Origin of the sequence: Saccharomonospora iraqiensis subsp. iraqiensis, assembly GCF_000430445.1 — a bacterium.
Classification (GTDB): Bacteria; Actinomycetota; Actinomycetes; order Mycobacteriales; family Pseudonocardiaceae; genus Saccharomonospora; species Saccharomonospora iraqiensis.
Genome location: NZ_KE387135.1, coordinates 21470 through 45503, shown reverse-complemented (window position 1 = coordinate 45503; position 24034 = coordinate 21470). Strand labels below are relative to the sequence as shown.

Sequence of the window (24034 nt, the reverse complement as noted above, 5' to 3'; positions counted from 1 at the left end):
AGCCAGCGCGTCCACCATCGTGGCGTCGCCAACCTCGGCCTTGCCCCGGCCGACGACACCGTCCAGTGCGGCCCGCAGCGCGGCGGCGAGCTCCCCGGCGTCCAGCCGTTCCGTCCCGCCCACGATCGTGGCGGCCCGCAGGAACGCCGTCCCGTAGAGCGGGCCCGCCGCACCACCCACCTTGGAGATCAGCGTGGTGGCGGCCAGCTTGAGCACCGCCCCGGGCGTCTCCGGCACCGTCTCCAGCCCCGCGAGCACCGCCGTGAATCCGCGGTGCAGGTTCTCGCCGTGGTCGGCGTCGCCGATCGGGCGGTCCAGGTCGGTCAGTTCCGTCCGGTGCTCGGCCACGGTCGCCGCCGCGGCCCGCACCGCCGCGGCGACCTCGTCCGCGCCACAGGCCATCACGCCCCCCAGCGCAGTGCAGGTGTGGTGACGGGGGCGTCCCAGAGGTCGGCCAGCTCACGGTCGAGCCGGAGCACGGTGATGCTCAGGCCCTGCATCTCCAGGCTCGTGATGTACGGGCCGACGAGCCGTCGGGTGACGCTGACACCGCGGTCGGCCAGCTTCCGCTCGGCGATGCCGTGCGCGAGGTAGGTCTCCAGCGGCGGCGTTCCCCCCATCGAGTTGGTGAACAGCAGCACGTCGTCCCCCCCGGAGAGCGGGAGGTCGGTGGCCACGGCGCTGACCATGCGGTCGACGAGCGTCTCGGCGTTCTCCATCGGGATCCGCTCCCGGCCGGGCTCCCCGTGGATGCCGATGCCGAACTCGATCTCGTCGGGTCCCAGCTCGAAGCTCGGTTCGCCGACGTGCGGCACGGTCGGCGCCGTCAACGCCACGCCGACCGAGCGCACCCGGTCCACCACCTTGCGTGCCACCGCCTCGACGTCGTCGAGCGTGTCCCCCCGCTCCGAGGCGCCGCCGACGATCTTCTCCAGCAGCACCGTGCCGCCCACGCCGCGCCTGCCCGCGGTGAAGGTGGAGTCGGACACCGCGACGTCGTCGTCGATGACCACCGTGCGCACGTCCAGACCGTCGGCGGAGGCCAGCTCCGCCGCGGTCTCGAAGTTCAGCACGTCGCCGGTGTAGTTCTTCACCAGCAGCAGCCCCCCGGGGGACCCGGTGGTGGCCGAGATCGCGGCCTGCACCGCGTCCGGGGTGGGGGAGGTGAACACCGGACCGGGCACGGCGGCGTGCAGCATCCCGTGTCCGACGAAGCCGGTGTGCAACGGCTCGTGCCCGGAACCGCCGCCGGAGATCACCGCGACCCCCCGTGTCCGTTCGGGGGCGTCCGCCCGCACCACGTACGTGGGCTCGTACTCCACCCGGAGCAGGTCCCCGTGGGCGGCGGCGAGACCCCTGAGCGAGTCGGTGACCACCGTCTCGGGGTCGTTGAGGATCTTCTTCACGGTTACCTCCGGGGCACGACTGCGTACGACTGTGTACGGACGGGTGGCACCGACCTCCGTGTCCCAACGTAGTCAACGTGAACCCGGACGGCAGCGTCGCGACCGGGCGGAGGCGGTCAGGCCCCCGGAATCGCCGCCGCGACCCCCCTCGCGACCCCGGCGACCCGCTCGCAGGCCGCCTCGTTCCCGGGCGTGTCCGGGTCGGCGTAGTACGACAGTTCCACCAGCTCCGTGTCGTACTCGGCGACCTTCCGGTGCTGCCAGGAGAGGTCGCACTCGAGCATGTCCCCGTCGCCCTTCTCGGCCACCGCGGTCACCCTGTCGGTGAGCGCGACCTCGGTCCCGTCTTCCGGTTCGACCGGGTATCCGACGCGCATGGTCAGTCGGAGGGTGGCCCGGTCCTGCTCGAACACGCAGCCGTGCAGGCCCGCGCGGCGCAGGATCACCTCGCCGTCGAAGGCGTGCCCCAGCATCTCGGCCGTCACCAGGGTGCAGGGGTCGACGTTCACCAGCGACTCGGCCGGCGCCCGGTACCGGGGCGGGCCGGTGCGCAGCACCTCGACGACCCCGCGCAGCACCGACGTCCCGGTGTCGCAGGCGACACCCACGTCGGTGTCGTAGTCGGCCCACACCGAGATGCCGAGCTCCTGGTCCGTCTCGGTCACCGCCGTCATGTAGCAGGTCCCGTCGTTGCTGAGCTCCACCAGGGGCAGTCCGCCGACGCCGCCCGACGCGTCCGAGGGCGAGGCGTTCGTCTCCCCGAGGTCGACCCAGATACTGACCTGCCTGCCCTCCGCGTCGAGCATCGGACGGCGGCAGACACCCCAGTCGATCTCCCGCGCGTCCTCCGCCGCGGTCAGGTTGGCCACCGCGGGCCCGTCCAGCAGCGCGCACGGGTCGACCGCGCGCAACGCCTCCTGCGTCACGGCGGGGTCGTCGATCGGCCCCGACGGCACCTCGCCCCCGTCCGCCCGCGCCTCGGCCCCCACCGTGGTGCGCTCGTAGTTCACCTTGGACAGATCCTCACCTGAGCAGCCCGCCACCACCCCGAGCAGCACGACCCCCAGCACCGACCCCTGTCGGCGGACACGACTCATCACGGCGGGCACGGTATCGCCTTCCCCACCGTCGTGTGTGGGGAGTCGCCCGAACACCGGTCGACGACCGGTCCGGAAGGCACCGCCGTCAGAACAGCCGGAGGTCGTCGGTCTCGATACCGCGCAGGGCGTCGTAGTCGAGCGTGACGCACCGGATGCCGCGGTCCTCCGCCAGCGTCCGGGCCTGCGGCCGGATCTGCTGCGCGGCGAACACGCCCTGCACCGGGGCCAGCAGCGGGTCGCGGTTCAACAGCTCCAGGTACCGGGTGAGCTGCTCGACCCCGTCGATCTCCCCCCGGCGTTTGATCTCGACGGCCACCGCCGCACCGTCGGCGTCCCGGGCGAGGATGTCGACCGGACCGATGGCGGTCGGGTACTCCCGGCGCACCAGCGAGTATCCCGCGCCGAGGGTGGTGATGTGCTCGGCGAGCAGTTCCTGCAGGTGGGACTCCACCCCGTCCTTGACCAGCCCGGGCTCCGCACCGAGGTCGTGCCGGACCTCGTCGAACACCGTGTCGATCGTGACGACGAGCTTCTCCCCCGCCTTGTTCTCCACGATCCAGAGATTGCCGTCCTCGATCAGCCAGCACGGCGGGCTCATCCAGTTCAGCGGCTTGTAGGCACGGTCGTCGGAATGCACCGACACGGACCCGTCCGCCTTGACGAGAAGCAGCCGGGTCGCCATGGGCAGATGGGCCGTCAGACGACCGGCGTAGTCGACCTGGCACCGGGCGATCACCAAACGCACGCGGAGAGACTAGGGGACCGGATCCGACGACGCACCGACAGGTCCCCGGCGTGTCCCGTCCGTGTCCACGTCGCGACAATCAGGCCATGGAACAGCGCTCCTCCCGGCAGGTCTACGCGAACGACTGGATGACCGTGCGCGAGGACGCCGTCCGCCGCGACGACGGCTCCGACGGCATCTACGGCGTCGTCGACAAGCCGGACTACGCGCTGGTCATCCCCCTCGACGGGGACCGGGTGCGGCTGGTCGAACAGTTCCGTTACCCGCTGGGGCTGCGCCGGTGGGAGTTCCCCCAGGGCACCGCACCCGGCCGGAGCGAGCTCGCCCCGGCCGAGCTGGCCGCACGGGAGCTGCGGGAGGAGACCGGGCTCTCCGCGCGGCGGCTCGTCGAACTCGGACTGCTCGACGTCGCCCCCGGCCTGGCCAGCCAACGCGGCCGGGCCTTCCTCGCCACCGGTCTCACGCAGGGTGCGGCCGCCCGGGAGCACGAGGAACAGGACATGCGCACCGCGTGGTTCACCCGCGCGGAGTTCGAGGCGAGGGTGGCGGGCGGCGAGATCACCGACGCCCAGTCGATCGCCGCCTACACCCTCCTGCTGCTGTGGGAGCGCGGCACCTGATCCGGCCTCGCCCGCGCCGACCCACGGTCGCCCGACGACGAGGCACGGGCATCGGGCGTCGACTCGCGGGCACCGGGTGCCGACTCGCGGGCCTGAGGCGTCGACTCGCGGGCACCGGGCGTCGACTCGCGGGGGTGGGTCAGTCGGGCCAGGTCGGGGGACGCTTCTCCAGGAAGGCGGCCATGCCCTCGCGGGCACCGGGGAGGTGCGCGGCCGAGGCCATGACCTCCTGGGCCAGCGCGTAGGCGTCGTCCTCGGGACGGTCGAGCTGGGCGTACAGGGTGCGCTTGCCGAGGGCCTTGCTCGCGCGGCTGCCGCGGGTGGCGCGGCCGAGCAGGTCGGTGACGGCGTCGTCGAGGTCGTCGTCGGGGACCACCCGGTTCACCAGCCCCCACTCCCGTGCCGTGGCCGCGTCGACGGTGTCCCCGGTCAGTGCCATCTCCATCAGCCGTTTCCGGCCGACCGACCGCGCCACCGGCACGGCGGGCGTGTGGCAGAACCAGCCTCCCTTGCCGCCGGGCAGGGCGAACCCCGCGGACTCGGCCGCCACCGCGAGATCGCACGAGGCCACCAGCTGGCATCCGGCGGCCGTCGCGAGCCCGTGCACGCGGGCCAGCACCACCTGCGGCGCCGACCGCATCGCCCGCATCAGGTCGGTACAGGTCCCCAGCAGCGCGCGCACGCCGGTGAGGTCGCGCCCGGCCACGTCGCCGAAGTCGTGCCCGGCGGAGAACACCGGCCCGGCACCCGCGAGCACGATCCCCGCCGCGTCCGTCTCCGCGGTCTCCCGGAACGCCCGGAGCAGCTCGCGCAGGTGCGGTTCGGACAGCGAGTTCCGTCGCCGCGGACGGTTCATCGTGATCGTGACGGTCTCGTCCCGCCGTTGAACGAGGACGTGCTCGTACTCACCCATGCCCCGACGGTAGTCCGGGCGGGTGTGCGACCCAACCCCCGGAAGGTCCGGTCCGGCCGCCCCGGCAGGCGGTGGAGGTGGGCGGGCACCGTCCCCGTCGCCGTTAGGGTTGGCGGGCGTGACCTGGAGTGTGTACGGGAGCTACCTCGTCGTCGTGATCCTCGTGGTGCTCGCACCCGGACCCGACACGGTGGTCACCCTGAAGAACTCGTTCGCGGGCGGATTCCGCGGCGGGCTGCTGGCCTCCACCGGGGTCGCCGCCGGGCACCTCGTCCAGGGCACCGCGGTCGCCTTCGGACTCGGCACCCTGATCGTGGGATCGCAGCCGGTCTTCACCACCCTGCGCTGGCTCGGCGTGCTCTACCTGAGTTATCTCGGGATCCAGGCCATCCGGTCGGCCTGGCGCGGCGACTACGACCGTCTCGACGAGGCGGGGGCCGGCGCGAGCGGGTTCCGACGGCTGCGCGAGGGCTTCCTGTCGAACGTGACCAATCCCAAGGTCCTCGCGCTGTACCTGTCCATCCTCCCGCAGTTCATCGACCCGGTCACCAGCACCACGGGCGACACCCTGCTGCTGGCGTACACGATGGCCGTGCTCGGCACCCTGTGGCTGGTGCTGTTGGTGGTGTTCGTCCACCGGGTCCGGGCGTGGATGCGGCGCCGGAGGGTGCGGCGCGGTCTGGACGTCGCCACCGGCACCACCCTCCTCGGCTTCGGGGTGGCCCTCGCCGCCGACGGCTGACGGCCTCAGACCGCCTCGTCGCCCGCCACCCGGTCCGGGTCCGTGTCGACCCGGTCGACCCGGGCGCCCAGCCCGCTCAGGTTCGCCAGGAAGTCCGGGTAGCCGCGGTCGATGTGGAAGACGTCCCACACCTGGGTCACGCCCTCGGCGCACAGGCCGGCGAGCACCAGCCCCGCGCCCGCGCGGATGTCCGAGGCCCACACGGGGGCGCTGGAGAGCTTGTCCACCCCGCGCACGACCGCGTGGTGGCCGTCGGTCCGCGCGTCCGCGCCGAGCCGGATCATCTCCTCGATGAACCGGAACCGCGCCTCGTAGACGTTCTCCGTGATCATCGACGTGCCCTCGGACACCGCGGACAGTGCCACGGCGAACGGTTGCAGGTCGGTGGCGAAACCGGGATAGGGCAGCGTCACGAAGTCCACCGACCGTGGCCTGCCGAGCATCTCGACGCGGAAACCCTTGTCGTCGAAGGTGGTGATCTCCGCGCCCGCCAGGCGGAGCTTCTCCAGCACCAGGTCGAGATGGTGCGGGTTGACGCCGGTGACCGTCACGTCCCCCTGGGTCATGGCGGCGGCGAAGGCCCAGGTCGCCCCGACGATCCGGTCCCCGATCACGTGGTGCTCGGTCGGGTGGAGGCTCTCGACGCCCTCCACGGTCAACGTGGACGTCCCGGCGCCCTCGATGTGCGCGCCCATCTCGTTGAGCATCACGCACAGATCGATGATCTCCGGCTCCCGCGCCGCGTTGTCGATCACGGTGGTGCCCTCGGCGAGCACAGCGGCCATCAGGATGTTCTCCGTGGCACCGACGCTCGGGAAGTCCAGCCAGATCTGGGCGCCGTGCAGCCGGTCGGCCTCGGCGACGACACAGCCGTGCTCGATGGCGCTCGTGGCCCCCAGTTTGCGCAACCCGTTCTGGTGCATGTCGAGCGGCCGGGAGCCGATGGCGTCCCCGCCCGGCAGCGCCACCACGGCCTTCTTCAGCCTGCCCACGAGCGGGCCGAGCACGCAGACCGACGCCCGCAGTTTGCCCATCGCCGCGGTGTCCGCGTGGTGCGACAACTCGGCGGGCGTGGTGATCCGCGCCACGTCCCCCTCGGTCTCCACTTCGCATCCGACGCTGCGCAGGACGTCCGCCATCAGCGGGACGTCGAGGATCTGGGGACAGTTGCGGATCGTCGTCGTCCCCTCGGCGAGCAGGGCGGCGGCCATCAGCTTCAACACGCTGTTCTTGGCGCCGACAACCCCGACCTCGCCGACCAGACGCGCACCGCCGTACACGTCGAAGTGCTCGCTCATGGTGGCCCATCCTGCCCGGCGGGGTTCCCCCCTGTGCGCTGGGGCACTCGTTACGGCGGGAACGGTCACAACCCGGCAACGAGTGAAACGTCCGGACATCCGGGGACGATAGTGCCCGCACCGCGCCCGCCGCACGCCGATGTGGTGCGGATCCCGGGTGCGGCCCGGTCCGTAGACTGCGGGACATGTCCGTACGGATCAACCGTGTCTACACCCGGGTCGGTGACAACGGCACCACCGCACTCGGCGACGGCAGCCGCGTGCCGAAGACCCACCCCCGCCTCGGCGCCTACGCGGACGTCGACGAGACCAACTCCGTCCTCGGCGTCGCGCTGGCCACCGGTAACCTCCCCGAGGAACTCGCGACCGTGCTCCGGTCCGTGCAAAACGACCTCTTCGACGTCGGCGCCGACTTCAGCACCCCGGTCGTGGAGAACCCGGAGTACCCGCCGCTGCGGGTGACCGGGAGCTACATCGAGCGCCTCGAAGGCTGGTGCGACGAGTTCAACGAACGGGTCGGGAAGCTGACCTCGTTCATCCTGCCGGGCGGCACCGCCGGTGCCGCACTGCTGCACCAGGCGCGCACCGTCGCCCGGCGCGCGGAACGCTCCGGATGGGCGTTGTTGGAGGCCGAGCCGGACACGAGCAACCCGCTCGCGGTGAAGTACCTGAACCGCCTGTCCGACCTGTTGTTCATCCTCGCCCGGGTCGCGAACCCGGACGGCGACGTCCTGTGGCGGCCCGGCGGCGAACACTGACCCACGGCGAACACTGAGCCACAGCGAACACTGCCCCACGGCGAGCACCGACCCGCCCGGGCCGGTCCCACCCCGGACGTCCGCACAGGCGGGCGCTCCGGGGTCAACTGGCCCGCGGGACGCGGCGCCCCGGCGGGGAGGACTCGAGCCAGGAGAGAAAGCCGGTCAACGCGCCGGGGCCCATCGCGATCTCGACGGGCCCCCGGTCGGTGGTCTCACACCGCAACACCGTCGAACCGGCGGGGACGGCGTACGACTCGCTGCCGACCGGCTCCCGCCTGCCGGCGATCCGGAGGGAATCCCGCGGGTACACCCGGTCGGGGCCGGTCCGCAGGCTCCAGACGCGGTACCAGAGGAACTCCTCACCCCGGTAGCGGCCGATCCCCAGGTGCCACCCCGACCGCTCCCGGTCGGGATCCCAGCGCAGGGCGACGCTGACCCCGCCGTGCCTGCGCATCCGCAGCCAGCGCAGCGCGTACCAGACGGCGACGACCAGCGACCCGAGCAGGAGCACCAGGGCCAGTGTGCTGACGTCCATGGCACGCTCCCGCTCGTCGTCGCCGGGTCAGACCGATTGACCGGCCGCCCGGAGCCGCGCGGTCGCTCTCGCGCGCTCGGCGTCGTCGGACTCGGCGAGCGCCGCACGCTCCCGGTCCACGTCGACCTCCTCACCGAGCTCCGCGGACTCGGCCAGCACGCTCACGCTGTCACTCGTGACGGACAGGAAACCCCCGTGCACCGCGGCGGTGATCGTCTCGCCGTCGGTGGTGGTCACCTTCACGATGCCGCCCTCGACGAGCTGTCCGAGGACCGGCTCGTGCCCGGCCATCACACCGATCTCGCCCTCCGTCGTCTGCGCCACGACGAAACTGGCCGTGCCCGACCACAGGCGGCGTTCCACCGCCACCAGCTCGACCGACATCTCCGCCACGAAGTTCTCCTTCTCGTCCCGCGTTCCGCCCAGTGTAGCCGGGCGCACCGGCGCATCGGCACGCCGGTGAGACACGGACGGCGGGGCACTTCCATCCCTGGAGGCGCCCCGCCGTCCGCGGAACTCACTTGCCGGTGATTTCCTTGTACTTCTTCTCGAGGTCCTCGAGGCCGCCGATACCCAGGAACGCCTGCTCCGGGTAGTGGTCGAACTCGCCCTTGGTGATCTTGTCGAAGGCCTCGATCGTCTCCGACCGCGGCACGGTGGAGCCCGGCTGCCCGGTGAACACCTCGGCGACGAGCATGTTCTGCGACAGGTACCGCTCGATGCGGCGGGCCCGGTTCACCGTGAGCTTGTCCTCCTCGGACAGCTCGTCCATACCGAGGATCGCGATGATGTCCTGCAGCTCCTTGTACTTCTGCAGGATCCGGATGACCTCGGAGGCGACCCGGTAGTGCTCGTCCCCGACGATCGCCGGGTCGAGGATGGTCGAGCTGGAGGCCAGCGGGTCCACCGCCGGGAAGATGCCCTTCTGGAACACCGACCGGGACAGCTCCGTGGTGGCGTCCAGGTGCGCGAACGTGGTCGCCGGGGCGGGGTCGGTGTAGTCGTCCGCCGGGACGTAGATCGCCTGCATCGAGGTGATCGACCGGCCCCGGGTGGAGGTGATCCGCTCCTGCAGCACGCCCATCTCGTCGGCCAGCGTCGGCTGGTAGCCCACCGCCGACGGCATCCGGCCGAGCAGCGTGGAGACCTCCTGGCCCGCCTGAGTGAACCGGAAGATGTTGTCGATGAACAGCAGCACGTCCTGGTTCTGCACATCGCGGAAGTACTCCGCCATGGTCAGTGCGGACAGCGCCACCCGCAGACGGGTGCCCGGCGGCTCGTCCATCTGCCCGAAGACGAGCGCGGTGTCGTTGATGACGCCGTCCTCGCTCATCTCCAGGAACATGTCGGTGCCCTCACGGGTGCGCTCGCCGACACCGGCGAACACCGCACTACCGCCGAAGTTCCGGGCGACACGGGTGATCATCTCCTTGATCAGCACCGTCTTGCCCACACCGGCGCCACCGAACAGACCGATCTTGCCGCCCTGGACGTACGGGGTGAGCAGGTCGATGACCTTCAGCCCGGTCTCCAGGATCTCGGTCTTGCCCTCCAGCTGGTCGAACGCCGGCGGGTGCCGGTGGATCCCCCAGTGCTCCAGGTCCTCGCCGTAGCCGGGCTGGTCCAGACACTGGCCGAGCGCGTTGTAGACGTGGCCCTTGACCTTCTCCCCGACCGGCACGGAGATCGGCCCGCCGGTGTCGGTGACCTCGGTGCCACGGACCAGACCGTCCTGCGGCTGCAGCGAGATCGTGCGCACCAGGTTGTCCCCGAGGTGCTGGGCGACCTCCAGCGTCACCGTCTTGCGCAGTTCCGAGAACTCGATCTCGGCCTTCAGAGCGTTGTTCAGCTCCGGGATCGAGCCACGGGGGAACTCGACGTCGACGACCGGCCCGGTGACGGAGACGATCCGTCCCTTGGTTGCTGTGTCCTGCACGGCAGTCATGGCTTACACATCACTTCCTGTGGCGGCGAGTGCGTTGACCCCACCGACGATTTCGCTGATCTCCTGGGTGATCTGCGCCTGGCGGGCCTGGTTCGCCTGGCGGCTGTAGGTTTCGACGAGCTCACTGGCGTTGTCCGACGCCGACTTCATCGCGTTGCGCTGCGCCGCCAGCTCGGAGGCCGCCGATTCCAGCAGCGCGGCGAAGATCCGCGTGTTGATGTACTTCGGCAGGATCGCGCCCAGCAACTGGTCGGCGTTCGGCTCGAACTCGTACGCGGGCGGGATGCCCTCCTCCTGGGTGTACTCCACCTCGAGCGGGGCGATGCGCTTGGCCACCGGTGTCTGGGTGAGCATCGACCGGAACTCGGTGTAGACGATGTGCAGCTCGTCCACACCGCGCGCACCCTCGGCACCGGCCCCGTCCTCCGCACCGGCCATGAACTCGCCGACCAGCGTCTCGCCGACCTCGGCGGCATTCTCGTAGCCCGGCTTCTGCGAGAAGCCGGTCCACTGCCCCGCGATCTCGCGGTTGCGGAAGGTGTAGTAGTTCACGCCCTTGTTGCCGATGACGTAGAGCTGGGGTTGCTTTCCCTGCTCCCGCAGCAGCGCCAGCAGCTCCTCGGTGGCACGCAGCACGTTGGCGTTGTAGCCCCCGACCAGGCCCCGGTCACTGGTGACCACGAGGACCGCGACCCGTTCCGGGTTCGGCCGCTCGACCAGCAACGGGTGGTCGAGGCTGGTCGACGCGCCCGCCAGCGCGGAGAGCACGTTGGTGATCTCCGAGGCGTACGGGCGCGCGGCCTCCACCCTCGCCTGCGCCTTGCTGATGCGCGACGTGGCGATGAGCTCCATCGCCTTGGTGATCTTCCCGATCGACTTGGTGGCCCGGACCTTCTGCCGGAGCTCACGGAGCTGCGCAGTCATGGGACGCCTACTTCTCCTGCTCGGCGGAGCGGTGCACCTTCACGGACTCCTGACCCACCTTGCCGGCGTCCATCGGATCGACCGACTCGTCGCCGACCAGGGAGGTGCCCTCCGAGGTGGTGAACTCCTTCTTGAACTCGTTCACCGCGGCGACCGTCCGGTCGGCCAGGTCGTCGGTCCACTGGCCCTGCTCCCGGATCTCGCTGAGCACCCCGGCGTCCTTGTGCCGGAGGGTGTCCAGGAACTCGCTGTTGAACCGGGCGGTGTCGTCGACGGGAACGTCGTCGAAGTGTCCGTTGGTGCCCAGGTACACCGTCACGACCTGCTGCTCGACCGGGACCGGCGCGTACTGCGGCTGCTTGAGCAGCTCGTACAGCCGGGCACCGCGGTCCAGCTGTGCCTTCGACGCGGCGTCCAGGTCGGAGGCGAACGCGGAGAACGCCTTGAGCTCCTCGTACTGGGACAGGTCGATCCGCAGCGACCCGGCGACCTTCTTCATCGCCTTGATCTGCGCGTCACCGCCGACCCGGGAGACCGAGGTGGTGACGTCGACCGCGGGCCGCTGCCCGGAGTTGAACAGGTCCGACTGGAAGAAGCACTGCCCGTCGGTGATCGAGATGACGTTCGTGGGGATGTAGGCCGAGATGTCGTTGGCCTTGGTCTCGATCACCGGCAGGCCGGTCAGCGAGCCACCACCCAGTTCGTCGGACAGCTTCGCGCAGCGCTCCAGCAGGCGGGAGTGCAGGTAGAAGACGTCACCGGGGTAGGCCTCACGGCCCGGCGGACGACGCAGCAGCAGCGAGATCGCACGGTACGCCTCGGCCTGCTTGGTGAGGTCGTCGAACACGACCAGCACGTGCTTGCCGTCGTACATCCAGTGCTGCCCCAGCGCGGAGCCCGAGTAGGGCGCCAGCCACTTGTACCCCGCCGAGTCGGACGCCGGCGCCGCGACGATGGTCGTGTACTCCATCGCGCCCGCGTCCTCCAGGGACTTGCGCACCGCCGCGATCGTCGAGCCCTTCTGGCCGATCGCGACGTAGATGCAGCGCACCTGCTTGGAGGGGTCGCCGCTCTCCCAGTTCTCCTTCTGGTTGATGATCGTGTCGACGCAGACCGCCGTCTTGCCGGTCTTGCGGTCACCGATCACCAGCTGGCGCTGTCCCCGGCCGATCGGGGTCATGGAGTCGATCGCCGTGATGCCGGTCTGCAGCGGCTCGTCCACCGGCTGCCGCTCGACGACCGAGGCGGCCTGCAGCTCCAGCGCCCGGCGCTCCGTCGACTCGATGTCGCCCAGGCCGTCGATCGGCTTTCCGAGCGGGTCGATGACACGGCCGAGGAAGTTCTCCCCGACCGGGACCGACAGGATCCGGCCGGTGCGCTTGACCTCCTGGCCCTCTTCGATCGAGTTGAAGTCACCGAGGATGACGACACCGATCTGGCGCGGGTCGAGGTTCTGGGCGACGCCGAGGATGCCGCCGGGGAATTCCAGCAGCTCGTTGGCCATGGTGGACGGCAGCCCCTCGACGTGGGCCACACCGTCGCCGGTGTCGACGACGACGCCGACCTCTTCCCGGCTCACGTCCGGGGAATAACTCGAGACGTAGTTCTCGATCGCGTTGGCGACCTCATCCGAGGAGATCGTCAGCTCCGCCATGTCGTTCCCGCTCTCACTTCGTTCTTGCCAGTCTGCAAAGTATGTGTCATGTGCCCGGCCCGCTCATCCGGCGAGTTGCCTGCGCACCGCGTCCAACCGGCCGGCGGCGCTGCCGTCGATCACCTCGTCACCGACCCGCACGACCAGTCCCGCGCCGAGCTCCGGATCGAGCGCCACATGCAGGGCGATCGGCCGGTCGTACACCCGGCCGAGTTGTGCGGCCAGTCGTTCCCGTTGTTCGGCGGTCAGCTCGGTCGCACTGGTGACCCGCGCCACCGCGCGGTCCCGGCGTGCCGCGGCCATCTCGACGAGGCCGTCGACACTCTCCGCGACGGAACGCCCACCCGGCCGCAGCACCACCTGCTCCAGGAGCACCTTGCTGATCGGGTCGACCTTGTCGGCCACGAGCTGGCGGACCAGCCCCCGTTTCGCCTCGGCGGAGGCCGACCGGTCACCCAGCACACGCTCCAACTCCGGCCTGTTCACCAGGATACGGGCGAAGCGGAACAGCTCGTCCTCGACGGTGTCGAGCTTGTCCGCCTTCTCCGCGCCGACGAGCAGCGCCGTGCGGCCGAGGTACTCCACCCCGTCGAGGAGCTCACGGGGGTTCGACCACCGGCTGCCGACCACGGTCTGCAGCACCGTCAGCGCGGGGCCGGAGATCTTGTCCCGCAGCAGGGAGTCGACCAGCCGCTTGCGGGCCTCCGGGTCCGTCGAGCCGTCCGAGACGGCCCGGCGGAGCCCGCTCTCCCCGGTGAGCAGGTCGACCACGGAGAGCAGCTCTTCCCCGACGGCGGACGGGTCGGAGCCCGCGTCGCCGAGCACCTCGTCGAGACGGTTCCCGGCGAAGTCCAGAGCCTCACGGCTCGCGGCATGCAGCGTCATCCAGCGACCTACTTCCTTGCTCCGGCCGAACCGTTGCCACTGGCTTCGAGCTCGTCGAGGAACCGGTCGACGGTGCCCCGACGACGGGCCTCGTCCTCGAGGGACTCACCGACGATGCGACCGGCCAGGGTGACGGCGTTGCGCCCGAGCTCCTCGCGGAGTTCGGCCACCAGCTGGGCCCGCTGGGCCTGGAGCTGGGCCTCACCCTGCGCGACGATCCGGCGCGCCTCCTCCTCGGCCTGCCCGCGCAGTTCCTCCCTGATCTGTTCGGCCTCCGCCCGCGCGTCGTCGCGGATCTTGGCGGCCTCACCACGGGCCTCCGCCAGCTGCGCCTTGTAGTGCGCCAGCGCCTGCTCGGCCTCGGCCTGTGCCTTCTCGGCCTTCTCGATACCGCCCTCGATCTTGGCTGCCCGCTCCTCGTAGAGCTTCTCGAAGCGCGGCTTCACGAACTTCGTGATGACGAACAGCAGCAGGAGGAAAGCGACAAGACCGATGATGATCTCGGATACGTGCGGAAGAACAGGGTTGTACTCTGCTTCCTGCGCCAGAATCATCGCCGTCTCCACTTCGTCTGGTTACTCACAGCCCGTGCGGGTGAACCCGTCACGCGAGGAAGAAGAGAACGAACCCGAGCAGTGCGAGCACCTCGACCAGGGCGAACGTGGTGAACGCGATGTTCATCAGTTTGCCCTGCGCCTCGGGCTGACGCGCGGTGCCGCTGATGACCGACGAGAAGATCATCCCGACGCCGATACCACCACCGATGGCACCGAGGCCGTAGCCGATGACGGCCAGACCGGAGTTGATGTCGGTCTCGGCGGCCTGCTGGGCAAGAAGCATGGAGCTGCTCACGTGAATTCCCTTTCCAACTTCGTCCGTGTTCGGTTAACGGAGGTTTTGCCTGGGTGTCGAAGGATCGCCACCTCCGCGTCGTTGCGCGTCGGCGACGGCTCCACCGGGGAGGACTAGTGCGACTCGGCCAGCGCCGCCCCGATGTAGTTGGCCGACAACAACGCGAAGATGAACGCCTGGATCACCATGATGAGCGCCTCGATGAACGTCACCGCCAGCGCTCCCGCGAACGAGAAGGCGGAGATCACGCTGAGGAAGCCGCCACCGTGCAGCAGCAGGTACTCCGCGGAGACCGCGAACAGCATGATGAGCAGGTGGCCCGCGAACATCGCGGCGAACACCCGGATCGCCAGCGTGATCGGGTTCATGATGAACTTCGTGAAGAACTCGATCGGTGCGAGCAGGAGGTACACCGGCTTCGGCGCCCCCGGCGGGAACAGCTGGTTCTTCAGGTATGCCCCGATCCCGTGCTTGCGGATCCCCGCGTAGTGGTACACGGGGTAGACCACCAGCGCCGAGAGCGCGAGCGGGAACCCGATGTGCGACATCGTCGGGAACTGCAGGATCGGCACGATCCCGAAGAGGTTGTTCACCAGGATGAAGGTGAACAGCGTCAGGATCAGCGGGACGAAACGGAGGAACTCGCCCGCGCCGATCTGCTCCCGCGCGATGTTGTTGCGTCCGAAGTCGTAGAGGGACTCGGCGAGGAACTGGCCCTTGCCCGGCACCACGCTCATCTTCCGGGTGGTCAGCAGGAAGAAGCCTGCGATGATGACCACCGACAGCACGGCGAGCACCATGGGCTTGGTGATCCCGGCGAAGATCGGCGGCAGATCGAAGGCCTCCGCCGTCGGCGGCGTGAATTCGTCACCCGCGGCTCGTACCAGCGCGCCCAACTGGGCTCCTTCCGGTTCTCCCGGCCGGCGTTCACTCCGCCGGGGGAATCGTCACAAACCTGGACTTAACGTACCGGATACGACTCCGGCACCGTGCAGGGCATCCCCCGCACGGGGATGGGACCTGGCGCGGACCCTACCAGGAGCGTCCGGCAAGCCGTACGCCCGTACTCCTGATTCGTCCCGATCGACGGCGACGCCGCCTCTCTCACTCCATCGAGTGAGGCGACGGGGCCGACCGGGTGGTCGGGACGACGATCGTGGGTGTGCGCGTGCGCAGGAACGCGACGACCTCCCCGGCCGCCCAGGCCACCACGGCCACCAGCATGCCGAATGCCAGGGCGGGACGGCTGACCGTGTCCACTCCGTCGAGCATCAGCATGACCAGCAGCAGCGCCGCCATCTTGATCCCGTAACCCCCCAGGGCGAACCCCAGCAGCGCGTTCACGGGTCGCCGCGCGGCCAGCCGCATCATCATGAGGGTGACCAGCGCCGAGCCGAAGCCCAGCACCACCCCGAACCCGGCACCGGCGAGCCCCGGTCCGCCCGCCACCAGAGTGGCGATCGCCACAGTGATCAGCGACGTCGGTACGGCCAGCCGCAGCCCCCAGCGCAGCATCGCCGCGGCCAGCGCGTACACCGAGCGCGCGTGCTCGGCGGCCACCTCGGCGTCGGTGTCCCGGTCCCCGGTCACCGCGTCGTCGACTCCGCTCACGTCGGGCACCCCGCTCGTTCCACTCATGGCTGTCGTCCGCTCCTCCGTCCGCTCCAGACTAGGCGGGATCACGTGCGCGTTGCCGTCGCAACCGCGGAACGAGCGACACCGCCGCCGCGGCCACCAGACCCGCGCAGGTGAGCCAGAACACGGCGGCGGTGTCGAACAGGGTGACCGCGACGGCACCGAAGGCCAGCAGCCCCGCCCACAGGTAGATCAACAGAACCGCCCGCCGCTGGGAGTGCCCGATCTCCAGCAGCCGGTGGTGCAGGTGCATCTTGTCCGCCGCGAACGGGCTCTCCCCCCGCCGGGTGCGCCGCACGACGGCGAGGATGAGGTCCAGCAACGGCAGGAACAGCACCGCGGCCACCACGAACAACGGGGACAGCAGCGCCACGACGTCGGTGGCGTCGAAGGAGCTGTAGTTGATCCGGCCGGAGGCGGACGTGCTCGCGGCGGCGAGCATCAGCCCGATCATCATCGACCCGGAGTCGCCCATGAAGATCCGTGCGGGCTGGAAGTTGTGCGGGAGGAATCCCAGGCACGCGCCCGCGAGGGTGGCGGCGATCAGCGCGGGCGGGTAGGTGCCGACGTCGCCGCCGGAGGAGGCCAGCAACCCGAGTGAGAAGGCGCACGTGGCCGCGGCGGCGATGAAGCCGAGTCCGCTCGCGAGCCCGTCGAGCCCGTCGACGAAGTTCATCGCGTTGACCATGACCACCACGAGCACGACGGCCAACAGGCCGCCCTGGTTGCGGTCGAACATGAGCACCTGACCGAGTGCGTCCGGGTCACCCCCCCAGGGCACCCACAACGACACCCACTGCACCCCGAAGAGCACGAGAATGCCCGCACACATCACCTGGCCGGCGAGCTTGGTCCAGGCGTCGAGTTCGAACCGGTCGTCCAGTGCGCCGATCAGGACGATGACCCCGCCCCCGATGAGGACGGCGACCGGGTCGTAGGAGTACTCGAACGCACGACGCAACACCGGGAGCTGGTGGGCCATCGCCATGCCCCCCAGCACACCGAAGTACATCGCGACTCCACCCATCCGGGGCATCGGCGCGACATGGACGTCCCGCTTGCGGGGGACGGCGACGGCTCGCACCCGGAGGGCGAACCGCCGCACCACGGCAGTGAGCAGGAAGGTCAGCACGGCCGAGACGAGCCCCACGAGCACGTACTCGCGGATGGGCAGCCCGGCGGACACGGCGGAGTTCACGACCGACTCAACTCCGACGGGCGACGGGGGAAGGGAACACGGCCCGTAACGCTATCGCCACCCTGCACGGTCACCGCGCCGGGCCGACCTCGACGCCGAGCACCTCGGACACCGCGTCGGCCGTCACCGGCCCCTCCCGCAGCATCACCGGATGCGGCCCGGTGAGGTCCACGATCGTGGACGCCACCGGTTCGCCGCTGGGCCCGCCGTCGAGGTAGACGGCGACCGAGTCGCCGAGCTGGTCGCTCGCCTCCCGCGCCGTCGCCGCGGGGGGCATCCCGGAGACGTTGGCGCTGGAGACCGCCATCGGCCCGACCTCGCGCAGCAGTTCAAGGGCGACCGGGTGCAGCGGCATCCGCAGCATGACCGTCCCGCGCGTGGAACCGAGGTCCCACTGCAGGCTGGGTGCGTGCGGCAGCACGAGGGAGAGGTCACCGGGCCAGAACGCCTCGATCAACGCACGGGCCTCGCGCGAGACGCCCAGCACCAGTCCATCCACTGTGGACCACGAACCGACGAGGACACCGACCGGCATGTCCGGCCCGCGCCGCTTGGCCCGCAGCAGCGCCCGCACCGCGGCGGAGTCGAAGGCGTCCGCCCCGATCCCGTACACCGTGTCGGTGGGCAGGACGACGAGCCTGCCGGAACGCACCGCCGCGGCGGCCGCCTTCAGTCCCTCCGCACGGGCGGCCGGGTCGTCACACTCGTACACCGCACTCATGTCGGCCAAGCCTAGCGATCCGGTTCCGGGGCCCCGCGTGCCGTGTCCCGCCGTCCGCCGCGGGCACCACCTCCGCGTCGGAGGCGGTCGGCGGCTCACACCCGCCGTGCGGTCACGAACCGGGGGCGTCCGGCGAGGTCGGTGTGCTCGGTGACGTCGGTCAGCACCGACCGGGCCAGCAGCAGCGGCGGCACCGTGCGCGCGTGGGTGTCGTCGTGCTCGATCGCCATCCCCCCACCCGGGCGCAGCAGCCGCGTCGCCATCGCCACCACGTCCCGGATCACGTCGAGGCCGCCGCCCGCGGCGAACACCGCCGCCGGAGGGTCGAATTCGGCCACCTCCGGGGGAACCGCCGTGCCCTCGGGGACGTACGGCGGATTGCACAGCACGAGGTCGACGAGCCCGTCCAGTTCCGCGAACACGGACGGATCGGCCACGTCCCCGGAGTACAACCGGATCGGGGTGTCGCCCTCCCGCACCCGGGCGTCGGCGTTGTGCCGTGCCCACCCGAGCGCGTCCGGGTCGTTGTCCAGGGCGTACACCACGGCGTCCGGCCGGGCGTGCGCGGCGGCCAGCGCCAGGGCCCCCGACCCGGTGCACAGGTCCACCACCACCGGGTACCGGCGTTCGGCGATCAGGCGCAGCCCCCAGTCGAGCAGGAGCTCGGTCTCCGGACGGGGGACGAACACACCGGCGCCGACCTCCACGGTGATGCCGCCCATCGCGGCGTGGCCGAGCAGATACTGCAACGGCACCCGTCGTGCCCGGCGCGCGACCAGATCCCGGATCGCCTCCACCACGGGCGGGTCCACCAACGGGATGAGCGGGAGTCGGCCGCGTTCGACGTCGAGCACGTGGGCGGCGATCAGCTCCGCGTCCGTGCGGGCCGATTCCACCCCCGCCTGTTCGAGGGTCCGCGTCGCCTCCAGGATCGCCAGTCGCAGTGCCAGTCTTCGCACGCACCCAGCTTGTCACGCGCCCGTGCGCGCTCCTCCGGCGCACCGGGGGACGGCACCGGCCGCGCTCACACCCCGGAGTCGGCCATGCGCTCGGCCCGGTCGGCGGCGCGCAGGGCGTCGAGCACGCCGGTCAGGTCGCCTTCGAGAACCTGGTCCAGGTTGTAGGCCTTGTAGTTGATCCGGTGGTCGGAGATGCGGTTCTCCGGGAAGTTGTAGGTGCGCACCCGCTCCGACCGGTCGACGGTGCGCACCTGGGAACGGCGGTCCTCCGCGGCCCGGGCCTCGGCCTCCTCCTCGGCCATGGCCTGCAACCGCGCGTGCAGGACCCGGATGGCCCGCGCGCGGTTCTGGATCTGGGACTTCTCGTTCTGACACGAGACCACGACGCCGGTCGGCAGGTGGGTCACGCGGATCGCGGAATCGGTGGTGTTCACGCTCTGCCCGCCCGGTCCGGACGAGCGGAACGCGTCGATCCGGAGGTCGTTCATGTCGAGTTCCACCTCGACCTCCTCCGGCTCGGGGTAGATCAGCACCCCCGCCGCGGAGGTGTGGATGCGGCCCTGCGACTCGGTGGCGGGCACGCGCTGGACGCGGTGCACCCCGCCCTCGAACTTCATCCGGGCCCAGACGCCGTCGGCCTCGGTGCCCCGGCTCTTCAGCGACACCGTCACGTCCTTGTACCCGCCCAGCTCGGACTCCGTGGCGTCCAGGATCTCGGCCTTCCAGCCCTCCCGTTCGGCGTAACGCAGATACATCCGCAGCAGGTCTCCCGCGAACAGGGCGGACTCCTCGCCACCCTCCCCCGACTTGATCTCCATGACGACGTCCGAGGCGTCGTGCGGATCGCGGGGCAGCAACAGTTCGGTGAGCCGGGATTCCAGCGCGGGCACCGTCCGCGCCAGCTGCTCGGCCTCCTCGGCGAACGAGTCGTCCTCCGCGGCGAGCTCGCGCGCGGTGCCCAGATCCGACCGCGCGGTCTCCAGCTCGTTCAGCGTCTTGACCACGGGCGCCAGTTCGGCGTAGCGACGCCCCAACCTGCGGGCACGGGTCTGGTCGGCGTGCACGGCCGGGTCCGCGAGCTGCTGTTCCAGTTCGGCGTACTCGTCGAGCAGCGTCCGCAGTGAGCTCGAATCCACGGCCCCACCTTCCTCGTGCCGACCTTTCCCGGGTGACTGAGAAAAACGGCGCCCGCTCCCGGCCGCGTCGCGGGTCGGGAGCGGGCGCCGTCGTCGGAGCTACTGGTCGTTCGAGCCCTTGCCGCGGCGCTTGCCGTACCGGGCCTCGAACCGGGCCACGCGGCCGCCGGTGTCCAGGATCTTCTGCTTGCCGGTGTAGAACGGGTGGCACGCGGAGCAGATCTCGACCTGGATGGAGCCGGTCTCACTGGTGCTCCTGGTGGTGAAGCTGTTGCCGCAACCACACGTGACCGTGGTGGTCACGTAGTCGGGGTGAATACCGCTCTTCATGGTGTCCTCTCTGGAGATGGCCGCCGGATCCCCGGGACGGGCGTACCGGGGTGAACCGGTGCCGGACGTGTAGCGGAACAAGTCTGCCAGACTCACAACAACGTCCCCGCCGGGACCCGTATTCCGGGTGCCCGGCGGAAACCGTCGCCGCACCTGCCCGGTGGGAGGTGTCAGTCCTCCTCCGCACCGGGGGTGGTCTTGGAGACCTGCATCAGGAACTCGGCGTTCGTCTTCGTCTTGCGCAGCCGGTCCAGCAGGAGGTCGATCGCCTGCTGCGTGTCCAGCGCGTGCAGCACCCGGTGCAGCTTGTGCGTCACACCGAGCTCGTCCGGCGAGAGCAGCAGCTCCTCCTTCCGGGTGCCGGACGGGTTGACGTCCACCGCGGGGAACACCCGCCGCTCGGCGATCTTGCGGTCCAGCTTGAGCTCGGCGTTGCCGGTGCCCTTGAACTCCTCGAAGATCACCGTGTCGCCGGTGGATCCCGTCTCCACCATCGCCGTGGCGAAGATGGTCAGCGACCCGCCGCCCTCGATGTTGCGCGCCGCGCCGAGGAACCGCTTCGGCGGGAACAGCGCCGTGGAGTCCACACCACCGGACAGGATCCGGCCGGACGCCGGGGCGGCCAGGTTGTAGGCCCGGCCGAGGCGGGTGATCGAGTCGAGCAGCACCACCACGTCGTGCCCCATCTCGACCAGCCGCTTGGCCCGCTCGATGGACAGCTCGGCCACCGAGGTGTGGTCCGACGGCGGACGGTCGAACGTCGAGGCGATCACCTCGCCGTTGACCGACCGCTGCATGTCGGTGACCTCTTCGGGCCGCTCGTCCACGAGCACGACCATCAGGTGGCACTCGGGGTTGTTCGTGGTGATCGCGTTCGCGACGTCCTGCATGATCGTCGTCTTGCCCGCCTTCGGCGGGGACACGATCAGCGCACGCTGTCCCTTGCCGACCGGCATCACCAGGTCGATGACCCGGGTGGTCATCTTGTTCGGCGTGGTCTCCAGCCGCAGTCGCTCGTTGGGGTAGAGCGGGGTCAGCTTGTGGAACTCGGCCCGCTTCTTCGCGACGTCCGCGTCGAGGCCGTTGACCGAGTCCACCCGCACGAGCGGGTTAAACTTCTGCCGCTGCTGTTCGCCCTCCCGCGGCTGCCGGACGACCCCGGTGATCGCGTCGCCGCGACGCAGCCCGTGCTTGCGCACCAGCGACATCGAGACGTAGACGTCGTTCTGCCCGGGCAGGTACCCCGAGGTGCGCACGAACGCGTAGTTCTCCAGCACGTCGAGGATCCCGGCGACGGGGAGCAGCACGTCGTCCTCACGGACGTCGGTGTCGGTGCCACCGCCGCCCTCGCCCCGGCCGCGCCGCTTGCGGTCGCGGTACCGGCGGCCACGACGGCCACCGCGCTCGTCGTCGTCCTGGCCGCCCTGGGCGCCCTGACCACCCTGGCCGCCCGCGTTGTTCTGGCGGCCCTGGTTGCCGTTCTGCCTGCGCTGGTCGCCGTCCCGCTGGCCGGTCGAGCCATCCCCCGAGCCGTCGCCCTTCTGCCTGCCGGACTCCTCGTCCGTGCGGGTGGAGCCGGAGGTGTCGCCGGAACCGGCGTTGCCCGCGGACCCCCCACCACGGCCGGAACCGCGACGGCGTCTGCCGGAACGGCCGGAACCGCCGCCGTCCTCCTGCGCGCCCTCGCCGGACGATTTGCTCTCGCCGGACGATTTGCCCTCGCCGGACCTGCGGTCACCGCGTCCGGTCCCGGAGGACCGGCCTTCCCCGTCCGGGGAGCCACCGTCCGGGGACCCGCCCGAACCGGTCTCCGTCCCTCCGGCCGCGGGCTCCGAACCGCTCCGGGCGCCGGCGTCCGGGGAGTCGCTCATCCCGTCCAGCGGCAACGTCGCGGCCGCGGTGCCGGCGGAGTCCTCGGCCTTCCCCGCGTTCTCCGCCTTCCCCACGTTCTCCGCCTTCCCCGCGCTCGACGGGCCCGCACCCGAATCCGTGGCAGCGGACCCCTTCCCGGCCGGAGAGGCGTCGGCGTGGCCGGAATCCGCGTCGTCCTCGTCGTTCCTGCCGCGCTTGCTCTTGCCCTGACGCTCACGGATCGCGGCGATCAGATCGCCCTTGCGCATGCCCGTGGTGTCGCCGATGCCCAACTCGGTCGCCAACGCGCGAAGCTCGGCGATCACCATGCCCGACAGGCCACCGGGACGCCGCTTCGGGGACGTGGCCGAACCGTTGGACTGCGACGACTGTTCCCCCGAGCCCGATGCCGACTGAGGCTCCACGTCGCCACTCAAAAGATCGGTGTTGCTCACACATGTCCTTCCTGACCGGTCCACGCCTCCACGCGTGAACCAGCGGACCGCCGCCCGCGTCCGAATTGCGAGACGGCGTATGGGGTCCCTGTGCAGACGGATCCGACGCCGAGGTTGCGAGAACACGAGCGGAGGAACCGCCGGCACGAGACAGGGCCGATCACCGCGTCCACCGGACACCCGCGAAAGAGAGCGGACAATCCGCTCCGGAGGAGATCCGTGAACCTGGCACCGGGTGCGGGAATGCACGGTGACCGAACGCCTCCGAGGGTAGACCGCCGCCGGTCCGGGTGCAACAACCACCCCCCACGTGGTGTGGCTCACGCCGCACGGTGCGCGACAAGGAGCTGTCGCCACCCCGTCCGAATCGCACCGGGGGCGGTGTTCGCGCACCGGATCGGCCGGTGTCAGCCCACCGTCACCCGCACACCGTCCCGGTCGACGGGCAGTTCGAAGACGTCGAATCCGTCAACGTCGACCTCGGGCGGGAGTATTCCCGTCGTCGTCAGCGCGAACACCGAGGGCCCCGCGCCCGAGACCGCCGCGGCCACGCCACGGGCCCGCAGCGCCCGCACGAGCCGGACCGTGGCGGGGAACGCCGGTTCCCGGTAGTCCTGGTGCAACCGGTCCTGCGTGGCCACCGACAACAGGTCCGGGCGCGTCGTGATCGCGTGCACGGCGAGTGCGCTGCGGCTCGCGGCGAACGCGGCGTCCGCGTGCGGGACGGTGTCCGGCAGCAGTCCCCGCGTACGCCCCGTGGAGGAGCGGTCGTCCGGGACCGCCACCACGGGCCGCAGGGACGGGTGCGGTGTCAGCCGCTGGGCGTGGAACGCCCCCTCGTCCTGCCAGGCCACCACGAACCCGCCCAGCAGACTCGCGGCGGCGTTGTCGGCGTGCCCCTCGAACTCGGCGGCCAGCTGCAGCGCCGTGTCGTCGAGATCCTTGCCCGCCAGGGCGTATCCCGCGGCCACCCCCGCCACGGCCGCCGCGGCGGACGACCCGAGACCCCGGGAGTGCGGGACGGCGTTGTGGCAGCGCAGCCACAGCCCCGGCACGTCCACCCCGAGATACGTGCAGGCCCGCCGCAACGCGCGCACGACCAGATGGGTGTCGTCCGTGGGGACCTCCGACATGTCCCCCGCCCCGGCGTCGCGGACCTCGATCGTGAGGCCGGACCCGGCCACGGCGACCTCGACGACGTCGTACAGCCCCAGCGCCATGCCGAAGGTGTCGAAGCCGGGGCCGAGGTTCGCCGTCGAGCCCGGCACGGTGATCGTGTACTTCACTCGGTCCCTCTCCCCACTCGGCCGTGCGCTCCTGACGTGCTGTCGGCCCCCGCGTCCCGGAACGCGGGGACCCGCCCGGGACG

At 70.7% G+C, this 24034-nt stretch carries 26 protein-coding genes; 3 read left to right on the top strand and 23 right to left on the bottom strand.

What is annotated here, in order from left to right:
- The 4 genes from dhaL to nucS form a co-directional block, all read right to left on the bottom strand.
- The coding region (gene dhaL / locus ACTIR_RS24550; protein WP_034241237.1) for a dihydroxyacetone kinase subunit DhaL at window positions 1–402 on the bottom strand (402 nt) is incomplete at its 3' end.
- Window positions 402–1406 (bottom strand): dihydroxyacetone kinase subunit DhaK, encoded by a 1005-nt coding sequence (dhaK, locus tag ACTIR_RS0120130; protein ID WP_026455622.1) that lies wholly within the window; start codon window positions 1404–1406, stop codon window positions 402–404. The genes dhaK and dhaL, both read right to left, overlap by 1 nt.
- A 116-nt stretch (window positions 1407–1522) precedes the next feature.
- Window positions 1523–2503: a hypothetical protein gene (locus ACTIR_RS0120125; RefSeq protein WP_065388614.1), complete on the bottom strand. Its 981-nt coding sequence runs from the start codon at window positions 2501–2503 to the stop codon at window positions 1523–1525.
- Between the two features lie 88 nt (window positions 2504–2591).
- On the bottom strand, window positions 2592–3251 hold the full coding sequence (gene nucS / locus ACTIR_RS0120120; protein WP_026455620.1) for an endonuclease NucS: 660 nt from the start codon (window positions 3249–3251) through the stop codon (window positions 2592–2594).
- 86 nt (window positions 3252–3337) lie between these two features.
- Here nucS and ACTIR_RS0120115 point away from each other — a divergent pair, with 86 nt between their 5' ends.
- Window positions 3338–3871 carry an NUDIX domain-containing protein gene (locus ACTIR_RS0120115; protein ID WP_026455619.1) on the top strand — a complete coding sequence of 178 codons (534 nt, stop codon included), beginning with the start codon at window positions 3338–3340 and terminating at the stop codon, window positions 3869–3871.
- Between the two features lie 139 nt (window positions 3872–4010).
- Here ACTIR_RS0120115 and ACTIR_RS0120110 read toward each other — a convergent pair whose 3' ends face one another.
- Complete coding sequence (locus ACTIR_RS0120110; RefSeq protein ID WP_026455618.1) at window positions 4011–4784, bottom strand: enoyl-CoA hydratase-related protein; 774 nt, start codon at window positions 4782–4784, stop codon at window positions 4011–4013.
- A 118-nt stretch (window positions 4785–4902) separates the two neighbouring features.
- On the opposite strand from ACTIR_RS0120110, the gene ACTIR_RS0120105 reads away from it, so the two are divergent.
- Window positions 4903–5526: a LysE family translocator gene (locus ACTIR_RS0120105; protein ID WP_026455617.1), complete on the top strand. Its 624-nt coding sequence runs from the start codon at window positions 4903–4905 to the stop codon at window positions 5524–5526.
- Window positions 5527–5531: 5 nt separating this feature from the next.
- Here ACTIR_RS0120105 and murA read toward each other — a convergent pair whose 3' ends face one another.
- A complete protein-coding gene (gene murA / locus ACTIR_RS0120100) occupies window positions 5532–6824 on the bottom strand; it encodes a UDP-N-acetylglucosamine 1-carboxyvinyltransferase (protein WP_026455616.1) in 1293 nt (430 codons plus the stop codon).
- 185 nt (window positions 6825–7009) lie between these two features.
- Between murA and ACTIR_RS0120095 the strand changes: the two genes are divergently transcribed.
- Window positions 7010–7582, top strand: coding sequence for a cob(I)yrinic acid a,c-diamide adenosyltransferase (locus tag ACTIR_RS0120095; protein ID WP_026455615.1), 573 nt, complete (start codon window positions 7010–7012; stop codon window positions 7580–7582).
- A gap of 103 nt (window positions 7583–7685) precedes the next feature.
- Here the strand turns inward: ACTIR_RS0120095 and ACTIR_RS0120090 are convergent, their stop codons facing one another.
- From ACTIR_RS0120090 to thrB, 17 genes are all read right to left on the bottom strand, one after another.
- Complete coding sequence (locus tag ACTIR_RS0120090; protein ID WP_026455614.1) at window positions 7686–8120, bottom strand: DUF2550 domain-containing protein; 435 nt, start codon at window positions 8118–8120, stop codon at window positions 7686–7688.
- Between the two features lie 27 nt (window positions 8121–8147).
- Window positions 8148–8513 carry a F0F1 ATP synthase subunit epsilon gene (locus ACTIR_RS0120085; RefSeq protein ID WP_007023377.1) on the bottom strand — a complete coding sequence of 122 codons (366 nt, stop codon included), beginning with the start codon at window positions 8511–8513 and terminating at the stop codon, window positions 8148–8150.
- A 124-nt stretch (window positions 8514–8637) separates the two neighbouring features.
- On the bottom strand, window positions 8638–10065 hold the full coding sequence (gene atpD / locus ACTIR_RS0120080; protein WP_026455613.1) for a F0F1 ATP synthase subunit beta: 1428 nt from the start codon (window positions 10063–10065) through the stop codon (window positions 8638–8640).
- A 3-nt stretch (window positions 10066–10068) separates the two neighbouring features.
- Window positions 10069–10989, bottom strand: coding sequence for a F0F1 ATP synthase subunit gamma (locus tag ACTIR_RS0120075; RefSeq protein ID WP_026455612.1), 921 nt, complete (start codon window positions 10987–10989; stop codon window positions 10069–10071).
- Window positions 10990–10996: 7 nt separating this feature from the next.
- Window positions 10997–12643 carry a F0F1 ATP synthase subunit alpha gene (atpA, locus tag ACTIR_RS0120070; RefSeq protein WP_026455611.1) on the bottom strand — a complete coding sequence of 549 codons (1647 nt, stop codon included), beginning with the start codon at window positions 12641–12643 and terminating at the stop codon, window positions 10997–10999.
- A gap of 63 nt (window positions 12644–12706) precedes the next feature.
- Complete coding sequence (locus ACTIR_RS0120065) at window positions 12707–13528, bottom strand: F0F1 ATP synthase subunit delta (RefSeq protein WP_026455610.1); 822 nt, start codon at window positions 13526–13528, stop codon at window positions 12707–12709.
- A gap of 8 nt (window positions 13529–13536) precedes the next feature.
- The gene (locus tag ACTIR_RS0120060) at window positions 13537–14082 is read right to left on the bottom strand and encodes a F0F1 ATP synthase subunit B (protein WP_026455609.1); all 546 of its coding nucleotides are present in this window, start codon (window positions 14080–14082) and stop codon (window positions 13537–13539) included.
- Between the two features lie 49 nt (window positions 14083–14131).
- A complete protein-coding gene (locus ACTIR_RS0120055; protein ID WP_007023383.1) occupies window positions 14132–14368 on the bottom strand; it encodes an ATP synthase F0 subunit C in 237 nt (78 codons plus the stop codon).
- 125 nt (window positions 14369–14493) lie between these two features.
- Window positions 14494–15276: a F0F1 ATP synthase subunit A gene (gene atpB / locus ACTIR_RS0120050; protein WP_026455608.1), complete on the bottom strand. Its 783-nt coding sequence runs from the start codon at window positions 15274–15276 to the stop codon at window positions 14494–14496.
- A 208-nt stretch (window positions 15277–15484) separates the two neighbouring features.
- Window positions 15485–16018: a hypothetical protein gene (locus tag ACTIR_RS0120045; RefSeq protein WP_026455607.1), complete on the bottom strand. Its 534-nt coding sequence runs from the start codon at window positions 16016–16018 to the stop codon at window positions 15485–15487.
- Window positions 16019–16049: 31 nt separating this feature from the next.
- Entirely contained in the window at window positions 16050–17213 is a 1164-nt protein-coding gene (locus tag ACTIR_RS0120040) for a glycosyltransferase family 4 protein (protein ID WP_026455606.1), read from the bottom strand.
- Between the two features lie 70 nt (window positions 17214–17283).
- On the bottom strand, window positions 17284–17934 hold the full coding sequence (locus ACTIR_RS0120035; RefSeq protein WP_007023387.1) for an L-threonylcarbamoyladenylate synthase: 651 nt from the start codon (window positions 17932–17934) through the stop codon (window positions 17284–17286).
- Window positions 17935–18029: 95 nt separating this feature from the next.
- Complete coding sequence (prmC, locus tag ACTIR_RS0120030; RefSeq protein WP_026455605.1) at window positions 18030–18893, bottom strand: peptide chain release factor N(5)-glutamine methyltransferase; 864 nt, start codon at window positions 18891–18893, stop codon at window positions 18030–18032.
- A 65-nt stretch (window positions 18894–18958) separates the two neighbouring features.
- Complete coding sequence (prfA, locus tag ACTIR_RS0120025; protein ID WP_026455604.1) at window positions 18959–20029, bottom strand: peptide chain release factor 1; 1071 nt, start codon at window positions 20027–20029, stop codon at window positions 18959–18961.
- A gap of 99 nt (window positions 20030–20128) precedes the next feature.
- Window positions 20129–20359: a 50S ribosomal protein L31 gene (gene rpmE, locus ACTIR_RS0120020; RefSeq protein ID WP_007023390.1), complete on the bottom strand. Its 231-nt coding sequence runs from the start codon at window positions 20357–20359 to the stop codon at window positions 20129–20131.
- A 170-nt stretch (window positions 20360–20529) separates the two neighbouring features.
- Window positions 20530–22665, bottom strand: coding sequence for a transcription termination factor Rho (rho, locus tag ACTIR_RS0120015; RefSeq protein WP_026455603.1), 2136 nt, complete (start codon window positions 22663–22665; stop codon window positions 20530–20532).
- Between the two features lie 407 nt (window positions 22666–23072).
- Window positions 23073–23951 carry a homoserine kinase gene (gene thrB / locus ACTIR_RS0120010; RefSeq protein ID WP_007023392.1) on the bottom strand — a complete coding sequence of 293 codons (879 nt, stop codon included), beginning with the start codon at window positions 23949–23951 and terminating at the stop codon, window positions 23073–23075.
- Between the last annotated feature and the right edge of the window lie 83 nt (window positions 23952–24034).